At 61.9% G+C, this 20534-nt stretch carries 20 protein-coding genes; 10 read left to right on the top strand and 10 right to left on the bottom strand.

Features of this window, described 5'->3' with window-relative positions; all coding sequences use genetic code 11:
- Positions 1–49: 49 nt before the first annotated feature.
- The 10 genes from AC0L2A_RS23720 to AC0L2A_RS23675 form a co-directional block, all read right to left on the bottom strand.
- Positions 50–1066: a type II secretion system F family protein gene (locus AC0L2A_RS23720; RefSeq protein ID WP_473510188.1), complete on the bottom strand. Its 1017-nt coding sequence runs from the start codon at positions 1064–1066 to the stop codon at positions 50–52.
- A gap of 11 nt (positions 1067–1077) precedes the next feature.
- The gene (locus AC0L2A_RS23715; RefSeq protein ID WP_473518141.1) at positions 1078–2091 is read right to left on the bottom strand and encodes a type II secretion system F family protein; all 1014 of its coding nucleotides are present in this window, start codon (positions 2089–2091) and stop codon (positions 1078–1080) included.
- A gap of 29 nt (positions 2092–2120) precedes the next feature.
- Positions 2121–3635: a CpaF family protein gene (locus AC0L2A_RS23710; protein ID WP_473518140.1), complete on the bottom strand. Its 1515-nt coding sequence runs from the start codon at positions 3633–3635 to the stop codon at positions 2121–2123.
- Between the two features lie 29 nt (positions 3636–3664).
- A complete protein-coding gene (locus AC0L2A_RS23705; protein ID WP_208602567.1) occupies positions 3665–4948 on the bottom strand; it encodes a CpaE/TadZ family protein in 1284 nt (427 codons plus the stop codon).
- A 49-nt stretch (positions 4949–4997) separates the two neighbouring features.
- A complete protein-coding gene (locus AC0L2A_RS23700) occupies positions 4998–5735 on the bottom strand; it encodes a CpaD family pilus assembly protein (RefSeq protein WP_091600310.1) in 738 nt (245 codons plus the stop codon).
- Positions 5736–5747: 12 nt separating this feature from the next.
- A complete protein-coding gene (locus AC0L2A_RS23695) occupies positions 5748–7265 on the bottom strand; it encodes a type II and III secretion system protein family protein (protein WP_091600309.1) in 1518 nt (505 codons plus the stop codon).
- Positions 7262–8074 carry a Flp pilus assembly protein CpaB gene (cpaB, locus tag AC0L2A_RS23690; RefSeq protein WP_473610899.1) on the bottom strand — a complete coding sequence of 271 codons (813 nt, stop codon included), beginning with the start codon at positions 8072–8074 and terminating at the stop codon, positions 7262–7264. The genes AC0L2A_RS23695 and cpaB overlap by 4 nt, the downstream gene beginning before the upstream one ends.
- Before the next feature lie 210 nt (positions 8075–8284).
- On the bottom strand, positions 8285–8803 hold the full coding sequence (locus AC0L2A_RS23685) for an A24 family peptidase (RefSeq protein WP_473518138.1): 519 nt from the start codon (positions 8801–8803) through the stop codon (positions 8285–8287).
- A gap of 148 nt (positions 8804–8951) precedes the next feature.
- On the bottom strand, positions 8952–9134 hold the full coding sequence (locus AC0L2A_RS23680; protein WP_091600306.1) for a Flp family type IVb pilin: 183 nt from the start codon (positions 9132–9134) through the stop codon (positions 8952–8954).
- Between the two features lie 743 nt (positions 9135–9877).
- Positions 9878–11683: a GtrA family protein gene (locus tag AC0L2A_RS23675; RefSeq protein ID WP_473610897.1), complete on the bottom strand. Its 1806-nt coding sequence runs from the start codon at positions 11681–11683 to the stop codon at positions 9878–9880.
- Positions 11684–11810: 127 nt separating this feature from the next.
- Between AC0L2A_RS23675 and AC0L2A_RS23670 the strand changes: the two genes are divergently transcribed.
- The 10 genes from AC0L2A_RS23670 to rpsT all read left to right on the top strand — a co-directional run bounded on the left by AC0L2A_RS23670 (position 11811) and on the right by rpsT (position 19616).
- Positions 11811–12797: a glycosyltransferase gene (locus AC0L2A_RS23670; RefSeq protein ID WP_473518136.1), complete on the top strand. Its 987-nt coding sequence runs from the start codon at positions 11811–11813 to the stop codon at positions 12795–12797.
- A 23-nt stretch (positions 12798–12820) separates the two neighbouring features.
- A complete protein-coding gene (locus AC0L2A_RS23665; RefSeq protein WP_473518135.1) occupies positions 12821–13522 on the top strand; it encodes a class I SAM-dependent methyltransferase in 702 nt (233 codons plus the stop codon).
- A 4-nt stretch (positions 13523–13526) separates the two neighbouring features.
- Positions 13527–13886, top strand: coding sequence for a DMT family transporter (locus AC0L2A_RS23660; protein ID WP_091599962.1), 360 nt, complete (start codon positions 13527–13529; stop codon positions 13884–13886).
- A 247-nt stretch (positions 13887–14133) separates the two neighbouring features.
- Complete coding sequence (locus tag AC0L2A_RS23655) at positions 14134–14556, top strand: pilus assembly protein N-terminal domain-containing protein (RefSeq protein ID WP_091599964.1); 423 nt, start codon at positions 14134–14136, stop codon at positions 14554–14556.
- 152 nt (positions 14557–14708) lie between these two features.
- The gene (locus tag AC0L2A_RS23650; protein ID WP_473610896.1) at positions 14709–15266 is read left to right on the top strand and encodes a TadE/TadG family type IV pilus assembly protein; all 558 of its coding nucleotides are present in this window, start codon (positions 14709–14711) and stop codon (positions 15264–15266) included.
- A 35-nt stretch (positions 15267–15301) separates the two neighbouring features.
- The gene (locus AC0L2A_RS23645) at positions 15302–15922 is read left to right on the top strand and encodes a TadE/TadG family type IV pilus assembly protein (protein ID WP_473610895.1); all 621 of its coding nucleotides are present in this window, start codon (positions 15302–15304) and stop codon (positions 15920–15922) included.
- Between the two features lie 234 nt (positions 15923–16156).
- Positions 16157–17389: a phosphopentomutase gene (locus tag AC0L2A_RS23640; RefSeq protein WP_473610894.1), complete on the top strand. Its 1233-nt coding sequence runs from the start codon at positions 16157–16159 to the stop codon at positions 17387–17389.
- Positions 17382–18290 carry a bifunctional DNA-formamidopyrimidine glycosylase/DNA-(apurinic or apyrimidinic site) lyase gene (gene mutM, locus AC0L2A_RS23635; protein ID WP_473610892.1) on the top strand — a complete coding sequence of 303 codons (909 nt, stop codon included), beginning with the start codon at positions 17382–17384 and terminating at the stop codon, positions 18288–18290. Before AC0L2A_RS23640 ends, mutM begins: the two co-directional genes overlap by 8 nt.
- An 81-nt stretch (positions 18291–18371) precedes the next feature.
- Positions 18372–19145 (top strand): enoyl-CoA hydratase, encoded by a 774-nt coding sequence (locus tag AC0L2A_RS23630; RefSeq protein ID WP_287281042.1) that lies wholly within the window; start codon positions 18372–18374, stop codon positions 19143–19145.
- A gap of 204 nt (positions 19146–19349) precedes the next feature.
- Positions 19350–19616 (top strand): 30S ribosomal protein S20, encoded by a 267-nt coding sequence (rpsT, locus tag AC0L2A_RS23625; protein ID WP_023802137.1) that lies wholly within the window; start codon positions 19350–19352, stop codon positions 19614–19616.
- The last annotated feature ends 918 nt before the right edge of the window (positions 19617–20534 follow it).

The raw sequence follows: 20534 nt of genomic DNA, 5'->3' as shown, positions 1-20534 counted from the left end.
CCGCAGCAGCGCTCCGAGGTAACGATTCCCCTGTGCAGAGGCCGCCTGGCTATTGGCTGCTCGACGCCGGCTGGTCGCCGAAAATGCCGCGCTCGCTGACCTGGATGCCGGCGGGACCCAGGATGATGGCGAACAGCACCGGCAGGAAGAACAGGATCATCGGCACGGTGAGCTTCGGCGGCAAGGCCGCGGCCTTCTTCTCGGCGGCGTTCATGCGCATGTCGCGGCTTTCGCCGGCAAGCACGCGCAGTGCGTGCGCCACCGGCGTGCCGTAGCGCTCGGCCTGGACCAGCGCCTGCGACACCGACTTGACCGATTCCAGGCCGGTGCGGCTTGCAAGGTTCTCGTAGGCCTGCTTGCGTTCCTGCAAGTAGGAAAGCTCGGCATTGGTCAGGATGAACTCTTCGGCAAGCGCCACCGACTGCGCGCCGATCTCGTCGGCGACCTTACGAAACGCCGCCTCCACCGACATGCCGGATTCGACGCAGATCAGCATCAGATCGAGAGCATCCGGCCACGCCATCTGTATCGACTGCTTGCGCTTGGTGGCGCGGTTGTTGACATAGAGCACCGGCGCGTAAAAACCGGCATAGGCGACGACGATACAGACGAACAACTTGATGAGAGGCGGCTGCTCCGGCAACCCGCCGAGCACGAACAGATAGATCGCAGCCAGGGCAAAGCCGACAAAGGGCAGGATCAGACGGAAGAAAAGGAAACGCGTCAATGGATTCTGCCCGCGGAAGCCAGCCACCTTGAGTTTCTGCAAGGTGCCTTCATCGGCCAGGGCGCGCCTCAGGTCCAGCCGGTCGACAATATTGCGCATGCCGATCGACTGTTGCTCGCGCAGGCCCTTGCGACGGCGATCGGCATCGAGGGCAAGCCGCGCACGCTGCTTGGCGCGCAGTTCGTCGCGCTCCAGCGCCACCGATTTCATGCGCGCCTTGAGCTGGTTTCCGCCAAAGGCAGGCAGCAGCGTGAACACGGTCGCAAACACCGCAATGCCGACCAGCAGGGCAATCAGAAATGCCGGATCGGTAAGGGTTTTGACGACGTTCTCGGTCATGCGGTGAAATCCTAAACCTCGAAGTTCATCATCTTGCGCATCACCAGGATGCCGATCGACATCCAGACCGCGGAGCAGCCGAGGATCAGATTGCCGACGCTGGTGGTGAACAATGGCATGATGTAGTTCGGGCTTGTCAGGTAGACGAGACAGGCGACGACGAATGGCAAGGCGCCGATGATCACCGCTGACGCCTTCGCTTCCATCGACAGCGCCTGGACCTTTGCCTTCATCTTCTTGCGGTCGCGAAGCACCCGCGAAAGATTGCCCAGAGCCTCGGACAGATTGCCGCCGGCCTGGGACTGGATCTGGATGACGATGCCGAAGAAGCTCGCCTCGGTGCACGGCATCGTCTCGGCCATGCGCAGGCTGGCGTCGGGGATCGACAGGCCCATCTGCTGCGAATCGATGATGCGGCGGAACTCGGTCTTGACCGGTTCGGGGGATTCATTGGCGATCAGGCGGACGGCGTCGTTCAGCGGCAGGCCGGATTTGACCGCACGCACGATGATGTCGAGCGCGTTCGGAAATTCGTTGAGGAACGCCTTGACCCGGCGGGCGCGGCTAAACGAAACGAACCAGCGTGGCAGGCCGAGGCCACCGACGAGCAGCGCACCCGGCAAAACATACAAAGGCGCACCGGCGAAATAGGCAAGAAACGTCAGGACGACGCCGCAAACCGCCGAGTAGAGATAGAAGCGCTCGAGCGAGACCTTCATGCCTGCCTGACGGATCTGGGCCTTCAGGGGCGGCTTTTTGGCGAGGCTCTGGCTGGTTTTGTGCTTCTGTTCGAGGTCCTTCAGTGAATCCTGAACCGATTTGCGCCGCTTGGCCGCTTCCGCCACGCGATCGCGCGAAGCCTTGACGACGGCACCATCCGTCTCGGCGGTCTTGATCGTTTCAAGCCGCCTGCCGACCTGCTTTTCGGTGCTGATCCGGTTGAACAGAAAAGCATAGGCGACCGCGCCGGCGCTGAAGCCGGCGAGCACGATAAATGCCAACACGGTGCCGTCAATTCCAAACATCGGCCCTGGCCCCTACGCCTCCAAATGGATCAGTCAGCGCGTTTCTCCATCGCCTCGAGCGCATTGGCGAGGCGCTGTTCCTCGCCATAGTAGCGGGCGCGCTCCCAGAAATGCGGACGACCGATGCCTGTCGAAACGTGCTCGCCCAGCAGCCTGCCGTTCGCGTCCTCGCCTTTGATGTTGTAGAGAACGATGTCCTGCGTGATGATGACGTCGCCCTCCATTCCGATCACCTCGGTGATGTGGGTGATGCGCCGCGATCCGTCGCGCAGGCGTGCGGCCTGGATGATCACGTCGACGGAACCGACCACGATTTCACGCACGGTTTTCTGCGGCAGCGTGTAACCGCCCATCGCGATCATCGATTCGATGCGGTTCAGGCATTCGCGCGGGCTGTTCGAGTGAATCGTGCCCATCGAGCCGTCATGGCCGGTGTTCATCGCCTGCAGAAGATCGAACACTTCAGGTCCGCGCACTTCGCCGACGATGATGCGCTCGGGCCGCATGCGCAGGCAGTTCTTGACCAGATCACGCATGGTCACCTCGCCCTCGCCCTCGAGGTTGGGCGGGCGGGTTTCCAGACGCACGACATGCGGCTGCTGCAGTTGCAGCTCGGCCGAGTCCTCGCAGGTGATGACGCGCTCATCGCGGTCGATATAGTTGGTCAGGCAATTGAGCAGCGTCGTCTTGCCCGAACCGGTACCGCCTGAAATGACGATGTTGCAGCGGACGCGGCCAATGATCTTGAGAATCTCGGCGCCGGGCGGCGAAATGGCGCCGAACTTGACCAACTGGTCGAGTGTCAGCTTGTCCTTCTTGAACTTGCGGATGGTGAGAGCGGCGCCGTCGATGGCGAGCGGCGGCGCGATGACGTTGACGCGGGAGCCGTCGGGAAGGCGCGCGTCGCAGATCGGGCTCGATTCATCGACGCGGCGGCCAACCTGGCTGACGATGCGCTGACAGATGTTGAGGAGCTGCTGGTTATCGCGAAAACGGATGCCGGTCTGCTCGACCTTGCCGTTGACCTCGATATAGACGTCCTTGGAGCCGTTGACCATGATGTCGGCGATGTCGTCGCGAGCGAGCAACGGCTCCAGTGGCCCGTAACCAAGCACGTCATTGCAGATGTCCTCGAGCAGTTCTTCCTGCTCGGCGATCGACATCGCGAAATTCTTGATCGCGATGATGTCGTTGACGATGTCGCGGATTTCCTCGCGCGCGCTTTCGGGATCGAGCTTGGCGAGCTGCGACAGGTCGATGGTGTCGATGAGCGCGGCAAAGACCTGGCTCTTGGTGTCGTAATAGGTTTCGCTCTTTTGGCGCTGGAGCTTTTTCGGCTCCGGCGCCAATGGCGGCGCCTCGACCGCACGGCGTGCGGGCGGCGCGGCAGACGCGCCAGGCGTGCCGGATGACGGCGGCGGTGCGGGTTTGGCGAGAACCGCCGTTTCCGCAGGTTTTGCCGCCGGCGCGGCAGGCGCAGGTGCCGGCTGACGGAATTCCGGGGTGAACCGGCTGCCGTCGTCGCTGCCTCTTTTACCAAACATGATCGATTACCAATTCCGCTCCGGAAGCATCACTTCTTGCCGCGCGAGAGCTTGCCAAGGAGATTGCCGAGGCCCGCTTTCTTTCTTGCCTTGATTTCGCTGCGCCCGGTCAGCACATGCGCAATCTCGTTGATAATGCCGACAACCGGGTTCCTGGCATCCATTTCGCCGAGCATGCGCCCGTTGTTGGCGGCGTTTCCGAACAGCAGCGGCTCGAAAGCAATGACCGACATCGGCGACAGGCCGAGCGAATCGGCGAAGTCGGACGACGAAATCTCCGGGCGCTTCGGCACTCCGGCCTGGTTGATGATCAGCTTCGGCGGCGGATCGTTCGGGCGAAGCCGCTTGAACATGTCGGCCAGATTCTTGGTGTTGCGCAGATTGGCCAGCTCCGGCGTCGCCGTGATCACGATCTCGTCGGCTTTGACCAGTATGTTCTTCGTCCAGCCCGTCCAGACGTGCGGAACATCGAGCACCAGCAGCGGCACGCTGCGCTGCGCCGTGTCGATAAGCTGGGTGAAAGCCTCCGGGTCGAAATCGTAGACCCGATCGAGCGTTGAAGGCGCTGCAAGCAGCGACAGGTGCTCGGCGCACTGGGCAAGCAGCCGATCGAGATAGACCTCGTCGAGGCGCTCCGGTGAGAAAACGGCTTCGGCAATGCCTTGCGCCGGATCCTGATCGAAATTGATGTTGGCGGTTCCGAAAGCCAGGTCGAGGTCGGCGACAACCACTTCCGACTTGAACAGCGACGACATCGCCCAGGCCACATTATGGGCAATGGTCGAGGAGCCGACGCCACCCTTGGCGCCGATGAAGGCGATCGAGCGGCCGATCGGCTCGGCTTCCGGATCAACGAAAATCGTCGAAATCACGCTGACGATATCGGCCATCGATACCGGCGCGATGACATATTCGGAAATGCCGGAGCGGATGAGCTCGCGATAGAGCCCGACATCGTTGTAGTGGCCGATGACCACGACCTTCGAGGTCGGATCGCAGTATTCGGAGAGCTGCGTGAGCTGCTCGAGCAATTGCTTCGGCTCGCTGCGCGATTCCAGCAGGATCAGGTTCGGCGTCGGCGCCGATTGGTAGAACTCGATGGCGGTGGCGATGCCGCCCATATGGACCTTCAGATGGGCCTTGGCCATGCGGCGATCCTCGCCGGCGCGCTCGATCGGATTGGCAACGCCCTCGGTCTCGCAAAATGCCTGGATCGAGATGCGCGGAATCGGCCGCAGCGCCTGCATGGCGGCGACATCCTGCTGCGAGCTTTCGCCGCCGTCTAACCCCGTGTCGTAGGCAAGATTGCTCATTGTCATTTCTTTCCGTGACTTGTCTTCCCGTGACTGGCGCGGCTCAAGCTCAATACTCGACTTCCGAATTGCCGAGGAACTCGTCCGAAATGCCTCGCTCGCGGTAGACGTCGATCACCCCGCTGCGATTTTCTGCGTCGATAACGGATTGCTTGCGGGGCCCGAGCAGATCGGTAGGGTTTGCGATCTGGGCGGCAAGATTGTTCTGATACGAGCAGCCGAAATCGGCATAGTGCTTGTTTTCCGAGGTCTGCAGCAGGTCTTCGGGCCAGCGTCCGCATCTGCCGGTCTGCGCCTTCACCGTGACATAGGCGACGCGGATCGGCGCGGACGCTTCGGGCGAAGCCGACTGGTAGGTGGTGATGACGATCCGGCTGCGGCTGATGCCGCTGGCAATCGCAAGCCTGGCGAAATCGCGACCGGCCGCGGTCGCGGCGATCTCGTTCGCCGAACCGCTCGGGATCGAGATCGTCAAGGTCGGAGCGGCGCTCTTGTCATAGCCATCCAGGAAGCCGAGAAGCGTGTCGCGCTGCGACCCGGTCATGCCGCGATCGCCGGCGCCGACCGGAAGGTCGATCTTCTGGTTTTTCTCGGCAATGACGATCGGATGGTTGGTGCGATAGTCGTCCGGAACAGCGCCGACCGTGATGCTGTCCCGGTTGGCGCAGCCCGCCAGCAATGCGGCGACCGCAACCGCCAGGAGCGGAACGACCGGCTGGCTGATCCGCGACCGGCCGGACCGCATCGCTGCGATGATTGTCCTTGGCTTCAATGCTGACCGAGACATGTCCGCTTCCCCTTACTTGTAGATGAAGCCGACGACGCCGTGGTAACGGCCGTTGGGCTTGTCGGTCTGCATGGTGCCGTAGACGCGATTGACACGGCCAAGGAACATGCCGGCGCCATCGCTGGCGGCGTTGAAATTGTCGTCCGGCTTGGCAAGGGCGTTGCGCGTCACCGGCTTCACCAGATAGGGCGTAATGATGATGACCAGCTCGGTCTCGTTGCGGACGAAATCCCGGCTGCGGAACAGCGTGCCGAGCACCGGAATCTTGGTCAGCCCAGGCAGGCCGTTGACGGCTTGCCTGATGTCATCCCGTACCAGGCCGGCGATCATCATCGAGCCGCCGGAAGGCAGCTCCACCGTGGTGTCGGCCAAGCGTTTACGGAGCGACAGGACGTTCGTGCCGGGGCTTGTTACACCCTCGGACAAGGATACCGATGCCTCGGTCGTCGGCTCGGAAACCGACGTCCTGACCTTCAGGCTGATGCGGCCGGGAGACAGCACCACCGGCTGGAATTCCAGGCCAATGCCGTATTCGAGCTTCTCGATGTCATACGTCTTCACACCGGTCTGGTTATCGTCGGACACAGCTTGGGAAACGCCGGTCACCATATTGTACTCGCCGCCGACCTTGAAGGTCGCCTTCTCGCCGGATACAGCCGTCAACGTCGGCTCGGCCAGGGTTTTCATGACGCCTGACTGCTCCATGGCGTTGATATAGGCGTCCAGCGTCGAGGTGCCGATAGCCAGGCCAGAGTTCGACAGCGACTTGCCCAGGCCGGTGAAATTGTCGCTCAACGCGCTCCAACTGATGCCATTGCTGCTGCCGCTGCCGATCAGGTTGACGCCGAGCTGCTTCATCACCGAGCGGCTGACTTCGGCCACCGTCACTTTCAGCGTCACCTGGTCGTCGCCGATGATCTGCAGCAGGTTGACGATCTGGCTGACGCGACGCTCGGAATCCGGATTGTCGATGTCGACACCGGCTTCGGCCGAGCCGCCGGAGGCGGTCTGCGAATACTGTCCCGTGGTCGCTTCACCGCCGGACACGAAGATGGTGGCCAGCTGTTCCGCGCGCTTGGCATCCAGCGGAGTGTCCACGGTTCCGGTCAGGACGACGTTGTCGTTCAGCAATTCGACCGTGATGCTCGATGACGGTATGAAGCGCCTGATATAGTCTTCCAGTCCGGCGACGTCGCGTTCGACCGCCAGGTCGAGGCTGACAATCTGTTCGCCATTAGGGCCGAAGACGAAGATGTTGGTGTCGCCGACCGCCTTTCCGAAGAGATAGATGCGCCTGGCGGTGCGGGTCACCGCATCGGCGACCGCCGGGTTGGCGACGAGAATATCGTAGGCATCGCTCGGCAGGTCGATGACCACCGATTTGTTGAGACCGAGCTTGACGCGCTGGGTGGCGGTCGAAGCCGACACCTCGGCGCCTGCCGCATTCGCCTCGATGAGGCCATGTGCATTCGTTCCAAGCAGGAACAGGCCGAGAGCCGCAGCCAGTGTGACCGGAGCGTTTAACCTCATTGCCTTGCTCCCACTTCGGAAACTTCGCCCGACTTGATCAGGCGCACTGTTCCGCGCCGGCCATTGCCGGAAACGAGATAGTCGGCCTCGCCCAGATTCTTCTCCTGGGTGTCGGTGATCGACCGCAGCGCCAATGTCAGGCGATCCGCCATCTGCTGGGCGACGGTGATGATTTCCGCCTGCTGCGGTGTCAGTTCCAGCGTCGCGGTCTGGCCGACCCTGGTCCGCTTGCCTTCCTCGTCCTCCTGGATGGTCTGGTCGATCGCCAGGACGCGAATGTTCTTGAGGATGGTCTCGGTGGTAAAGCCGCTGCCGCCGGCTGCCGGATCGGCCCTGCGGGTCATGATGACGTCGACGAAATCATTGGGAAGAATGAAGCCGCCGGCCGACGTGTCGGCCGATACGGCTGTGGCGACGGCCCGCATGCCGGAGGGCAGGATCGACGACATGAAGCTCTGTCCCTCGCCGATCAGCTTGGAGCGCCGCAACGGCTCACCGGCATACATCGCCACACGGGCGACGCCGCCTTTCAGCTTCTCCAGCGCATCGGGCTCCGCGGCGCGGGTTATGAAATTCGCGTTGATGCCGTCGGCCGGCCAGGACTGCCAACTGATGTTGTTCTCCAGCGGACTGCCCATCGGAACGTCGCCGGACAGGACAAGCACGTCCCGCAGCGCGATTGCCGGCGCCTGGGGGCCGGAATCGACGATTTGAGGCGGCGGCGTCGCCACCATGTTTTTTGCGACATATCCTGCGCCACCCGCCGCGGCGACCGCCACGCCCAGAATGATCAGTCGGGATGCTGGCATCTGTCCGAACCTCGTCCTTGGCAAACAAACTAGCCAAGCCGGACCATGCAGCGGCAATCGTCAAAACAAGGTTAATTTAATACTTACGATCGTGATTAATTTAAGGTTTACATAAATTTGAGGCATCGGTCCGGACCGCAAAAAAGGCGGCCAAAGCCGCCTGTTTAAACGCCAAATCGAATGTGAAAGGCAGGCCTGACGCGGGAAGAATCAGGCCGTCAGGCTTGCGAGCGCCCATGCCATCAACGGGGAAGCCGGAAAGGTGAGCAGGCCGCCAATGCCAAGCGCAATGCCATAGGGAACGCCTGATGTCTCGTCGGCGAAATGGCGTAAAAACGGATTGTGACTTGTAACGGCCGCAAGCGGCGATTTCCGATAGACGAGGATGGCGAGCGTCAGCAGGCCACCGATGACGGTCGAAACCAGGAGGTATTCGACGAGGTGGATGTTCAGCCCCATCCAGACGGCGCTGGCGGCCAGCAGCTTGGCGTCGCCGCCGCCCATGCCGCCGAGCGCGAACAGCCCGAAGGTCACGGCGAGGACCAGGCCGCCGGCGGCAAAATGCCAGCCATAGCTTGCCCAGTCCATGCCAGTCAGCGGCGCGACCAGGGCGAAGACGGCGACAAGCAGCACCGGCACGCGATTGGCGATCGTCATCGACAGCATGTCGGAGATCGCGGCGAAAAGCATGCAGAACGGAAAGACAACGAAGATCAGGGCTTCAAGCATGGGCGCGGCGCCTGTGGTCGAACTGTGCCTGGCCCCAGCCTAGGCATGTCCGATTAACGATTGGTGAGGCCGAAATTTCAAATGGTCCGATACGATTAGATAAGGGCCGCCAGTGCGGCGGCCCTTATCTGGAAACAGCTGAACGCAGTTAGGGGGCGACGGGGGCGTTGGTCACCGCGTTTCCGATAACGTTGAACTTGGTGTTCAGGGCAGTGCCGAGCTGGCCGGCGCCGACCATGATGGCGAGCGCGATGAGAGCGGCGATTAGACCGTATTCGATAGCGGTCGCGCCGGATTCGTCTTTCACAAAACGTGCAATAAGATTAGACATTCGAGAGCTCCTACTCCAGGTGTTACAGCACTTCCGTCAACTTCTCTGTTGGTTGATCGGATGCTGACAATCTATCGAGAAGCTCTTTCGATCGACTTAATAAACAGCCTTACCGATTCCTTTCCGGCTTCGATGACATTGCGTGGTTAACCGCAGACTAAGTGACGCCTATGGACCCGACAGGCGCGGCAGGCTGCGAAAGGCGCAACTTGGCGACGGTGCAGAACCGTTGATGGCGGAGCGAGGCGCCCCCCTCTGTCCTGCCGGACATCTCCCCCACTTGGGGGAAGATCGGCCGTCATGGCGGCTTTCGCCAATGTCCAACGTTGATAAAAAGGCGCGGTCAGCGAAGCTGCCGATCTCCCCCTCGTGGGGGAGATGTCCGGCAGGACAGAGGGGGGCGCGAAGGATCGCTACATTTATCCTGGGCCGTTGCATTCCTCGGCTGAGGTAACGGCATGGATCCCAGGGTCTCCGCGACGTCGCTTCGCTCCTGCTCCGCCCTGGGATGACGAAGGGAGGGGTGTTTCGGCTAATCCTGGAGGTTTGCGATTGCCACTGAGATTCGCCGCTGAAAGTGCTGTGGACCTTCGCTGCGGTCCGGGCCGTGAGCGAAGGACGGCTGCATCAAAATTCCTGTGTGCGCGCAAAATACGGGATGATCGTGGCAGCAAAACATTGATGAAACGTATCGGCACCACTTGCCGAATCGATGATCGTTCGATTGGCGCGCGGCTGCCGGTTCAGTGAACCCGGTAGAGGACGAGTGGCTGGTCCAGCGTCTCCGATATCGGCTCAAGCCAGGACGGAGCGTCCCCCTTGACGATATCCGCCATCAGGCCGTTGGGCGCCCAATCCACCAGCGACCCGGTCTCGTCATTTCCGGGACAGAAGGCGAGCAGTCCGATCTTCTCGCGTCGCATGACTGCATGCGCCTGATCAGGCGTTCCCATGAAGGCATCGAGCACCGCGATATTGCCAGCATTGTTGCGGTGATAAGGCCCTGCGAGAACCCGGTGAGGCGTCGTCGCGATCATCGGTGCGCCAAGGTTCGAGATCGTCAGCACCGTGGTCGGCGGCTGTTGGGCCAGCAAGGCATAAGTTGCATCGGCGGTACAGGACAGTTTGCCCTTGCCGGCGGTTGTGGCGCCAGCGTTCTGCTTCGGCGCGATGGCATTGGCGATCGCATGCGAACCGGCGCTCCATACCAGCGTCAGCGAAATCAGCCAGGCGAAGACCATTTTGAGCGTCGCCTTGGCGGTGCGCCCCTGCGCATCGCGCCTCGCGGCCGCCACCATTGCGGCTAGCGGGATGATGGCGAACGGCAGCGAGAAACTCGTACCGCGTATCTGCCAGACGCTGACGGCGGTGGCTGCCACCAGGAAGCCGAGAAGCATCACTTCAGGCCGTCGCACGCTGTGCCGCAGCGTCGCCGTGACAAGTATCCCCACAGCAATGGCCGGCGTCGCATAATTCTGGGCGACATTCTCGGGTTGCAACGCGACTATGTTCCATAGCGGTTGCGCCTCGGCCACAGAATTCAGCCAAAAATCGCGCATCCTTGGATCGAGTCCGACAAAAGGGTCGCCCAAGCATTGCGGGGCGATCAGGATCGCGGCGGCGCCGACGGCGATCACCAGGATCAGGAGACCGGCAAGCCGCGCCGGCATCCCCTTCGAAATAGTGAAGGTGGCAGTGGCGGCAAGCCCGAGCCCGCCCAGCAGGGCGACCACAGCCAGCCGTGCCGAATAGGCGTCGCACTGCGCGATCCACCATGACGATGGCGGCACGGTCGCAACGAGCGCGAGAGCGGCCGCGCCGGCGAAGCCAAGGCCGAAACCGATCGCATCGCCGGGACCGTCCTTGCGTGAAAACAACAGCGCCGCCGCCACGCAAGCGCCTGCCACCGCGACATAAGGCGCGGTCTCCATGCCGATCGCCAGCATCAGGGCAGCGCAAACGCCGCTGCCCGCTGCCCTGCGCCATCCGGGCGCCAGCAGCAGCGTCACCATGGCCAGGGCGAACACGACCTGGAGGTTGTGATGGTCCAGCGCCCGCGCGGTAAACAGGCCCATGGCATTCAGCGTTATGGCGCCGATCACCAGCGCCGGAAGCATTGTGTGCGGACCGGCCAGCAACCGCGCCGCCCGGACGATGAGAAACAGCGCCGCGATGCTGAGCAAGGCCGGCCAAAGTATCTCGGCAACCACCTCGCCCGCGGCCATGCTGCCGGTCAGCGCCGCCACTGCCAAAACGATCGCCGCGATCGGCACATCGACGATGCGCGACCAGTGCATGACGAAGCCGCCGTCCGGCCCCATGCGGTACTGGTGGAGGTCGAACCACGATTGTCCGCCCAGCCAGTCGCGGATCTGCGCCAGCCGCATCATGCTGTCGTTATCGCCGCCAGAATCGAACAATGTTGGGAAACCGGTCGCGGCCTGCGCACAGACCATCACCAGCGCCGCGAGCAGGCTCGCGGCGAGGTCGGCCTTCCAACCTTCAAGACGCGACGGCCGCGCGATAGCGAGCGTGGTGGCGTTGGACATGTCGATGGTTCCGGTGAATTCGTCCCAACTTAAACCTAGCCTTAACGGCTTCAATAAATAGTAAACCTCCAGGTGCGGAGCGGACGCGGACCGGTCGCGGCTCATTCCACCCCGCCGGAGTTCCACGATGCCACACAGCACGCGTCCCGACCTGACAATCGCGATCCTGATTCCTTGCTACAATGAGGAACAAACCATTGGCGACGTCGTGCGTCGCTTTCGCGAGACGCTGCCGGCCGCAACAGTCTACGTCTACGACAACAATTCGCGCGATCTCACCGCGCTCAAGGCGCGCTCCGCCGGCGCCATCGTGATCCGCGAAGCGCGGCAAGGAAAAGGCAATGTCGTACGGCGCATGTTCGCCGATATAGACGCCGATATCTATCTCATGGCCGATGGCGACGGCACCTATGCGCCGGAAGACACGCCGCTTCTCATCAACACGCTGATCACCGAGCGCTGCGACATGGTGGTCGGCACGCGTCGCGGCGTGACCGCGGATGCTGGCCGATCCGGACATGCCTTCGGAAACCGCATCTTCAACAGCCTCTACAAACGCCTTTTCGGACGCGACTTTACCGATATCTTCTCCGGCTATCGCGCTTTTACGCGACGTTTTGTGAAGAGCTTTCCGGCCGTCTCCGGCGGATTCGAGATCGAGACAGAAATATCCGTCCACGCCTCGCAGCTCAAACTGCCGGTCGTCGAAATCCTGCTCGACTATGGCCGCCGGCCGGAAGGGTCGTCGTCGAAACTGTCCACCGTCCGCGATGGCGCCAAAATCCTGCTGATGTTCGCGATGCTGATGAAGGAGACACAGCCTTTCCGTTTCTTCGGAGCCATCGCCGCCGTACTCCTGGTTGCCAGCCTGATCCTGATGGCGCCGGTGTTGGTCGAATATTTCGAGACCGGCCTGGTCCCGCGCATGCCGACCTGGGTGCTGTCCATCGGCTTGCTGCTGCTCTCGGTACTGATGGCCGTGACCGGGCTCATTCTCGACTCGGTGTCGCGCGGCCGGGCGGAACAGAAGCGTATCTTTTATCTCTCCCTTCCGACTTTCGGCGCGGGCAAACCCGACGCGATCATCCGCGCCAACCGCCGCGACGTAGCCTGACGTCCACCATCGGAGCCGCACCCGTGAATAGAGAAACCACAAACCGCATCCGCTTCGTCCTCGAGGATGTGCTGCCGCCGATCGTGCGGGACTCCGCCCTGTTCCGGGGCGTCGCCAGTATGGCCTGGGGCAGCCACATCACCCGGCTTGCGGCCTTCCGTGAGCGTGCGCCGTTCCTGACGGCCGATGAATACGAAACGCTCTATCGCGAGCATCCGCGCGTGCATGAGGGCACGGACAATTCCGAAGCCTGCATCGAGCGCATCATCGCCGACACGGTCGGCGACAGCGTCTGCGATGTCGGCTGCGGCACCGGCGTATTGATCAAGCGCATCCGCGAGGCGCGGGATGGCGCCGGCCATTATACCGGCGTCGACTTCGTGGTGGCGGACGCGGCGGCGATCCCCGGCGTCGACTACGTTGCCGCTCGTATAGAATATCTGCCCTTTCCAGATGCGGCCTTCGACACGGTCATTTGCACGCATGTCATCGAACACGTTCTGGAATACCGGCAGGCGATCGCCGAACTGCGCCGCATCTGCCGCACGCGCCTGATCATCGTCGTGCCGCGCGAGCGCGAATACCGCTATTCGTTCAACCCGCATTTCAACTTCTTCCCCTACACGCATTCCTTCCTGCGGGCCGTGCATCCGGTGCCGCGGAATCATGCGTGCGTGGATATCGGCCGCGATATCTATTACTCTGAAGACCGGCTGGAAGCCTGAAGCCGTGGGAGTCTATTCGTTTCCCGTTCTCGCAGGGCTCGTGCTGACGCCTCTGCTGATCTCGGCGGGTCAGGTGCTGTTCAAACTGACCAGCGCGCGGGCCGGCGGCACGGACGTTCCGAGTGTGCTCGCGCTGTTCGCCGACCCTTACCTGATCGCCGCCTTCGCCATATACGGCTTTGGCACCATCGTCTGGATCTATGTGCTGAAATCCGTTCCGCTGACGGTCGCCTATCCGTTCATGGCGCTGACCTTTTGCGCCGTGCCGCTGCTCGCCTGGTCGCTGCTCGGCGAACAACTCAGCCTGCGCTACGGGCTCGGTGCCGCGCTGATCATCGCCGGACTGCTCGTCGTCAACGGTTGACGCCCCCTTTAGCTAATCCCCAGCGTCAGACATGGCGGCTGCAGGCCGGCCGGCAGCGCGACCGTCAGTCAAAGAACCTAATTCCCTGTGCAGAGGAACCAGGAGAGGGCGGGCCGCTCCTGGCGATCCCAGCTCCCAGGCGGTCAAACTGCCGAGCCAACATCTTCACGGCTCCCCTCCGCTTAACCCTTGCTTCACCAATCTCGTTCATGTTCCGTTGAGCAAATTGCCGCCGTGGAGCGCTTCAATGACCGGGCCGAGATCGTCCTTTCCGTTTGCCGCGCTGCTTGCCGCCACGGCTCTTATCGTGCCGGCCAAGGCCGGCGCCGGCATCGAGGTCACCATGAACCAGGCGAAGATCGTCAAATTGTCGCGCGCTGCCGATACGATCGTCGTCGGCAATCCGGCGATCGCCGACGCCTCGGTGCAGGATGCTTCGACGATCGTGCTGACGGGCAAGGGCTTCGGCGTCACCAATCTCGTCGTCCTCGATCAAGAGGGCCGTCCGATCGTCGACGAGCAGATCACCGTCGTGCGACAGGACGCGTCCTCGGTGCGCATCTATCGACGCGCCGAAATACAGACCATGTCGTGCACGCCGTATTGCGAAAGCTCATATAAAAGCGAGGCGGAGAAGACCTCGGAAGCCGAGATGAGCGCCGGCCAGTAAGCGACCCGACCGTTTCGTCTCGCTGAAAAAGCCGCTTCGGTTATCGGCCTGTTAAAACCTCCCCTTCGAATTTAACGATCATCAAAACCGCACTTCAACGGGTTTGCGCTAATGTTGCCCGACACCCCCTAAGGGATCGGCAGGCACGGGACATGAGCAAAGCAGGACGATCAAGCTTTTCGGCGCGCTTCCTTGGCGACCGGCGCGGCAGCACCGCTTTGGAGTTCGCGATGCTTGCGGTGCCATTTGCGCTCCTCGTCTTTGCCATACTGGAGAGCTGCATTTCATTTGCCGGGCAAGAGGTGATGGCCAATATCACCGACGATGTCGCGCGCCAGCTGCGGACTGGCCAGATAAGGCAGGCCAACGTGACCGAGGCGACGCTGAAGTCCATGATCTGCAGCCGGCTGGAGATCATGGTCGCCAAGGACTGCCCGGGATTGGAAGTGGATCTGCGCGCGTATCCGAGCTTCGCCGCTGCGGCCCAGGCGGGCTTCAATATCCAAGACGGCGAAATCGCGTTGACCGGTACTACCCCCTCGACTTTTACGGTATCCCCGGGCTTGGCTGAATCAATAAACATGCTGCGGGTTTTTTACAAATGGCCCGTCATGACCGATTTCATGGCCAAGTCGATGGCCAATCTGAAAGACGGCAACACGCTGCATTTTGCATCGATGACCTGGAAGAACGAGCCGTTCGACGACTGAAAATGCAAACCGCTGCGTGGGAAAAGGACGATAGCATGGGGCGTGCGGGGGCACATATGAGGACCGCTGGGATCTGCGCGAAAGCCATACGGTTCTGCCGTGATCGCCGCGGTGTCGCGGCGGTTGAGTTTGCCTTCATCGTGCCCGTCCTGCTGATGATGTACTTCTTGACCATGGAAGCCTCGCAAGCCATCGAGACCAACAAGAAGGTCAGTCGCATCGGCAGCATGGTGGCGGATCTCGTCACCCAGCAGCAGACCGTCACGCCGGCCGAACTCGATGCGATCATGCAGATCGGCAACTCCACCCTTCAGCCGTACAACCGATCGACCCCGGAAATCACCATCACCGCAATAGAGGTCACGAACGAGCCGACGCCGCGGGTGCTGGTCGCCTGGTCACGCAAGATGGACGGCGATGCCTTCAGCGCCGGCGCCGCCAAGAACTCCGTCACCACGGTTGCACCGCAGCTCGAGGTCAAGGGCACGTTTCTCGTTCGCGTCGAAAGCAATCTGGCATACGAGCCGATCATCACCTGGTCGGCGGATAGTGAAAAGCGGCTTGGCTTCAGTTCGGCTTTCAACTCGATATCGATGGGCGAAACTTATTATCTCAGGCCCCGCAGGAGCCCGACGATTACCTGCGACACCTGCTGAGCGACGGCGCCCGATCGCCATTGCTATCGGCCTGACACCAAGCGCACGATAGCCGCGGATGCCTTGCATGTCGCATGTGAGTTCCCTCTCGTTTTCGTCGATCCACGCCGATGCCGGCGATATCTCCACCATCGCGCCCGGATGTGCACACAGCCGTCTGGTTCCGAATTGCCAATGGCGGCGCGGCCGCCTATGTCTGGGCGGACAGACAAACGTTAATAATGATCCCCTGCAATGGCGCGCGCCTTCCTTTTTGTTCTCGATTCCTTCGGCATCGGCGGCGCGGCCGACGCCGAGCGCTATGGCGACACCGGTTCCAACACGTTCGGACACATCGCTCGAGCCTGCGCGGAAGGCCGGGCGGATCGCGAGGGGCTGCGCAAAGGCCCGCTTTTCGTGCCCAACATGCTCTCGCTCGGCCTGGCGCAGGCGGCGAAAACCGCGACAGGATTCAGCTTCGACAGCGGCGGCCTGCTTGCCTCCGCCTTCCACGGCGCGGCGCAGGAGATTTCCAGCGGCAAGGACACGCCGTCAGGCCATTGGGAAATCGCCGCCTTGCCTGTCCGCTTCGACTGGGGCTATTTCCCGGACACGGTTCCCGCCTTTCCAGCCGAGCTGACCGAAGCGATCATTCGCGAAGGAAAGGTGCCGGGCATTCTCGGCAATTGCCATGCTCCGGGCACCGAGATCATCGAGCGGTACGGCGAGGAGCATGTCCGCACCAGCAAGCCGATCTGCTACACTTCGGTCGACTCCGTCCTGCAGATCGCCGCGCATGAAGTTCACTTCGGCCTGGAGCGGCTCTACGAATTCTGCAAGGTGGTGCGCAGGCTGGTCGATCCCCTGAACATCGGACGGGTGATCGCGCGGCCATTCATTGGGGAATCCGCCGCCAGCTTCGAACGGACGCACAACCGCCGGGACTATTCGGTGCCGCCACCCGAACCGACGCTGCTCGACCGGCTGACGGCGCGCGGCAGCCGGGTGATCGCGGTCGGCAAGATCGGCGACATCTTCGCCCATCGCGGCATTTCGGAAGTGCGCAAGGCCGCCGGCAACATGGCGATGTTCGACAAAGCGCTCGGCGCGATCGACGACGCGGGCGACGGCGATCTCGTCTTCGCCAATTTCGTCGATTTCGACACCGAGTTCGGCCATCGGCGCGACGTTGCCGGCTATGCCGCCGCGCTCGAGGCCTTCGACCGGCGGCTGCCGGAGGCGCTTGCACGGCTTAGGGAAGGCGACCTTCTCATCCTCACGGCCGACCATGGCAACGATCCGACCTGGCACGGCACCGATCATACGCGCGAACGCATTCCGGTGATCGGAACCGGACCAGGCTTTGGCGGCGACATCGGGTTGAGAGCGACGTTCGCCGACATCGGTGAAACCGTCGCCGAGCATCTTGGGTTGGCACGCGGCCGTCACGGCACCTCCTTCTATACGACGATAGGCGGCCATGCCTGAGTTGCCTGAGGTCGAAACGGTGCGGCGGGGCCTGCAGCCGGTTCTGGAAGGCGCCCGCATCGCCCGCGTCGAGGCGCGCCGGCCCGACCTGCGCTTTCCATTTCCCGAGAATTTTTTGGAGAGGCTGACCGGCAAGACGATTACGGCGCTCGGCCGCCGGGCCAAATACCTGACGATGCACCTGGAAGGCGGTCCGGTGCTGATCTGCCATCTCGGCATGTCGGGCTCGTTCCGCATCGAAACCTCCGATGGCAGCGAAATGCCCGACAGCAGCGAAATGCTGCGCGCGTTCTATCATGAGCGCCCGAAAAGCGCGGTGCACGACCATGTCGTCTTCCATATCGTCTCTCCCCAAGGCGCTCGGTCCCGGGTGACCTTCAACGATCCGCGCCGTTTCGGCTTCATGCTGTTTTCCGAAGGAGCGCCTGACACGCATCCGATGCTGGCGGGGCTTGGCGTCGAGCCGACAGGCAATGCGTTGGACGGCGAGCTGCTTGCCTCGCTGCTGAAAGGCCGGAAGTCGCCGCTAAAGGCAGCACTTCTCGATCAGCGGCTGATCGCCGGGCTCGGCAATATCTATGTGTCGGAGGCGTTGTGGCGCGCCGGCCTGTCGCCGTTGCGCGAGGCAGGCACCATCGCAAAGCCTGGAAAGAAGGCCAAACAGCAGCGCGACGCCCTGGCCGAAGCAATCCGCGCGGTGATCGCCGATGCGATCGCCGCCGGCGGATCGTCGCTGCGCGACTATGTGCAGACCGACGGGTCGCTGGGCTATTTCCAGCATTCGTTCGCGGTCTATGATCGCGAGGGCGAGCCCTGCTCCAAGCGCGGCTGCAGCGGCCATATAGAACGCATCGTGCAAAGCGGGCGTTCCACCTTCTATTGCCGGACCTGTCAGTTGTGACTTAGGTGGGGGTGTAAGCCAGGTGCCGGGTGTGAGTTGGACGCCTGATGCAAGGAGATGACCGAGTGAGGAGATACAGTCATGGCCTATGAAACGATTATCGTCGAAACCCGCGGCAAGGTCGGGCTGATCACGCTGAACCGGCCGAAGGCGCTCAATGCGCTGAACTCGCAGGTCCTGGCGGACGTGGTCGCGGCCGTGAACGGCTTCTGCGCGAATGCCGACATCGGCGCGATGGTCATCACCGGCTCCGAAAAAGCCTTCGCGGCAGGTGCCGACATCAAGGAAATGCAGGCGATCTCCTTTGTCGACGCCTATGTGCAGGATTTCTTTATCGGCTGGGAAGAGCTCACCCGGGTGCGCAAGCCTGTCATCGCGGCGGTGGCCGGCTATGCGCTCGGCGGCGGCTGCGAACTGGCGATGATGTGCGATTTCATCATCGCCGCCGACAACGCCAAGTTCGGCCAGCCCGAGATCACGCTCGGCGTGATGCCCGGCATGGGCGGATCGCAGCGCCTGACCCGTTTCGTCGGCAAGTCGAAGGCGATGGACATGTGCCTGACCGGACGGATGATGGATGCGGCGGAAGCCGAGCGTTGCGGCCTGGTGTCGCGTGTCGTGCCCGCCGGCGAATTGCTCGAGGAGGCGTTGAAGGCGGCGGCCAAGATAGCCGATTTTTCGCTGCCGTCGGTGATGATGGCGAAAGAGGCCGTCAACCGCGCCTATGAAACGACACTGGCCGAGGGGCTGCGGTTCGAGCGCCGGCTGTTTCACTCACTGTTTGCGCTCGATGACCAGAAGGAAGGCATGGCGGCCTTTGTCGAGAAGCGGAAGCCAAATTTCTCGAACCGGTAGCCAAATTTCTCGAACTGGTAGATGGCGACGACATCAGCCGGGAGCGAGCGACAGCAGCGGCCCAAAAAGAAGGCGAAGCAGCGTTGACGCGCCGGAAAAGCTGAACTATAAGCCGCACCAACCGAGGCGGCCCTGTGGCTGCCCGTTTGTTTTTTGCGCCTTGCGGCATCCCGCATGCGCCCACCAGATCAGAAGAGAGGCATCATGGCCAATACCTCCTCGGCCAAAAAGGCAACGCGCAAGATCGCCCGCCGCACGGCGATCAACAAGAACCGCCGCTCGCGCGTGCGGACCTACATCCGCCAGGTCGAAGAGGCGCTCGCCTCGGGCGACAAGGCGGCCGCGCAGGCTGCTTTCAAGGTGGCTGAGCCGGAATTGATGCGCGCCGCGAGCAAGGGCGTGGTGCACAAGAATACGGCATCCCGCAAGGTGTCGCGCCTGGCCCAGCGCCTCAAGGTGTTGTCGGCCTAACCGGATAACCGGGCTGATATACCTTTACTAAACTTGTCCTTTTCAGACCCGGCCGCTCGTGCCGGGTTTTTTCGTTTGCCGGCAAGTACTTAAAAAGAAAGCCCGCAAGCAACACCCCGCACGATTTCGAAGTTCGAATTGCTTTGCCGGCATATACATGCCGGCTGACAGGCGCAGCCGCTGAAAGCGTTCACGGCGAAAATATCAACTGTCGAAAATCACCTTTATTTTTCAAACGGTTGCGGACGGTCATCCACAGCTTGTTCACATCGGGTGCGGGGGATGGGGGACAATTGCCTGTCAAGAAAATTATTTGATAAAATTTCGCGCGACGCGGCCTTTTTCACATTCGCCGGAAAAGGGTTTGAATCACAATGGGTTTGTCAAAACAAGCCAGTGCAACGCAGGCTCCGAACACGTTTGCGCTAACCACATTCCTTAAAAATCCGTTAGTCGTGGCCTTGCCCTATCCACAGCGATTTCGCTAAGGTCTGTCTATCGAGAGGGACGGGCCGTTGGCCCTTAACCCAGCCTGAATCGGCCAGCACAAAATGGCAGAATTCATGACGCGGATCATCTCCGCGTACGGGTTTGGTTTGCCTTTTCGATACGGTAGGGGAATGGCGTAATTGTACATGGCAGATCAATGACGCGCCGGCGTTTCGCCGGGCGGAATTGTATTGCCCTGACATGACCAAAGCGGGCTGGCTCCGAGGAGCCGGCGCCGGTTCCCCGACAATGAGGCGACATCAGCTGCCGGCGGCGGCGATGGTGTCGCTGTGAGGACACGGTCGCCGGAAACATGGATGCAGGAGGCGCATTCCCGGCGGAAAAAGGTACAAAAGGACAAGGAACTCGATCATGCAGAGCGGCATCGAAAGGGAGCTTACGGGCGACCTCCCATTCCCTGGGACCTTA

This window comes from Mesorhizobium sp. WSM4844 (assembly GCF_055811775.1).
The sequence above is the reverse complement of the archived record's forward strand: the minus strand, read 5'-3'. Positions and strand labels throughout refer to the sequence as shown.

Excerpts from the sequence above, each read along its gene's own strand:
- AC0L2A_RS23720 (WP_473510188.1), bottom strand. The coding sequence starts at position 1,066 with ATGACCGAGAACGTCGTCAAAACCCTTACCGATCCGGCATTTCTGATT.
- AC0L2A_RS23715 (WP_473518141.1), bottom strand. The coding sequence starts at position 2,091 with ATGTTTGGAATTGACGGCACCGTGTTGGCATTTATCGTGCTCGCCGGC.
- AC0L2A_RS23710 (WP_473518140.1), bottom strand. The coding sequence starts at position 3,635 with ATGTTTGGTAAAAGAGGCAGCGACGACGGCAGCCGGTTCACCCCGGAA.
- AC0L2A_RS23705 (WP_208602567.1), bottom strand. The coding sequence starts at position 4,948 with ATGAGCAATCTTGCCTACGACACGGGGTTAGACGGCGGCGAAAGCTCG.
- AC0L2A_RS23700 (WP_091600310.1), bottom strand. The coding sequence starts at position 5,735 with ATGTCTCGGTCAGCATTGAAGCCAAGGACAATCATCGCAGCGATGCGG.
- AC0L2A_RS23695 (WP_091600309.1), bottom strand. The coding sequence starts at position 7,265 with ATGAGGTTAAACGCTCCGGTCACACTGGCTGCGGCTCTCGGCCTGTTC.
- cpaB (WP_473610899.1), bottom strand. The coding sequence starts at position 8,074 with ATGCCAGCATCCCGACTGATCATTCTGGGCGTGGCGGTCGCCGCGGCG.
- AC0L2A_RS23685 (WP_473518138.1), bottom strand. The coding sequence starts at position 8,803 with ATGCTTGAAGCCCTGATCTTCGTTGTCTTTCCGTTCTGCATGCTTTTC.
- AC0L2A_RS23680 (WP_091600306.1), bottom strand. The coding sequence starts at position 9,134 with ATGTCTAATCTTATTGCACGTTTTGTGAAAGACGAATCCGGCGCGACC.
- AC0L2A_RS23675 (WP_473610897.1), bottom strand. The coding sequence starts at position 11,683 with ATGTCCAACGCCACCACGCTCGCTATCGCGCGGCCGTCGCGTCTTGAA.
- AC0L2A_RS23670 (WP_473518136.1), top strand. The coding sequence starts at position 11,811 with ATGCCACACAGCACGCGTCCCGACCTGACAATCGCGATCCTGATTCCT.
- AC0L2A_RS23655 (WP_091599964.1), top strand. The coding sequence starts at position 14,134 with ATGACCGGGCCGAGATCGTCCTTTCCGTTTGCCGCGCTGCTTGCCGCC.
- AC0L2A_RS23650 (WP_473610896.1), top strand. The coding sequence starts at position 14,709 with ATGAGCAAAGCAGGACGATCAAGCTTTTCGGCGCGCTTCCTTGGCGAC.
- AC0L2A_RS23645 (WP_473610895.1), top strand. The coding sequence starts at position 15,302 with ATGGGGCGTGCGGGGGCACATATGAGGACCGCTGGGATCTGCGCGAAA.
- AC0L2A_RS23640 (WP_473610894.1), top strand. The coding sequence starts at position 16,157 with ATGGCGCGCGCCTTCCTTTTTGTTCTCGATTCCTTCGGCATCGGCGGC.
- mutM (WP_473610892.1), top strand. The coding sequence starts at position 17,382 with ATGCCTGAGTTGCCTGAGGTCGAAACGGTGCGGCGGGGCCTGCAGCCG.
- AC0L2A_RS23630 (WP_287281042.1), top strand. The coding sequence starts at position 18,372 with ATGGCCTATGAAACGATTATCGTCGAAACCCGCGGCAAGGTCGGGCTG.
- rpsT (WP_023802137.1), top strand. The coding sequence starts at position 19,350 with ATGGCCAATACCTCCTCGGCCAAAAAGGCAACGCGCAAGATCGCCCGC.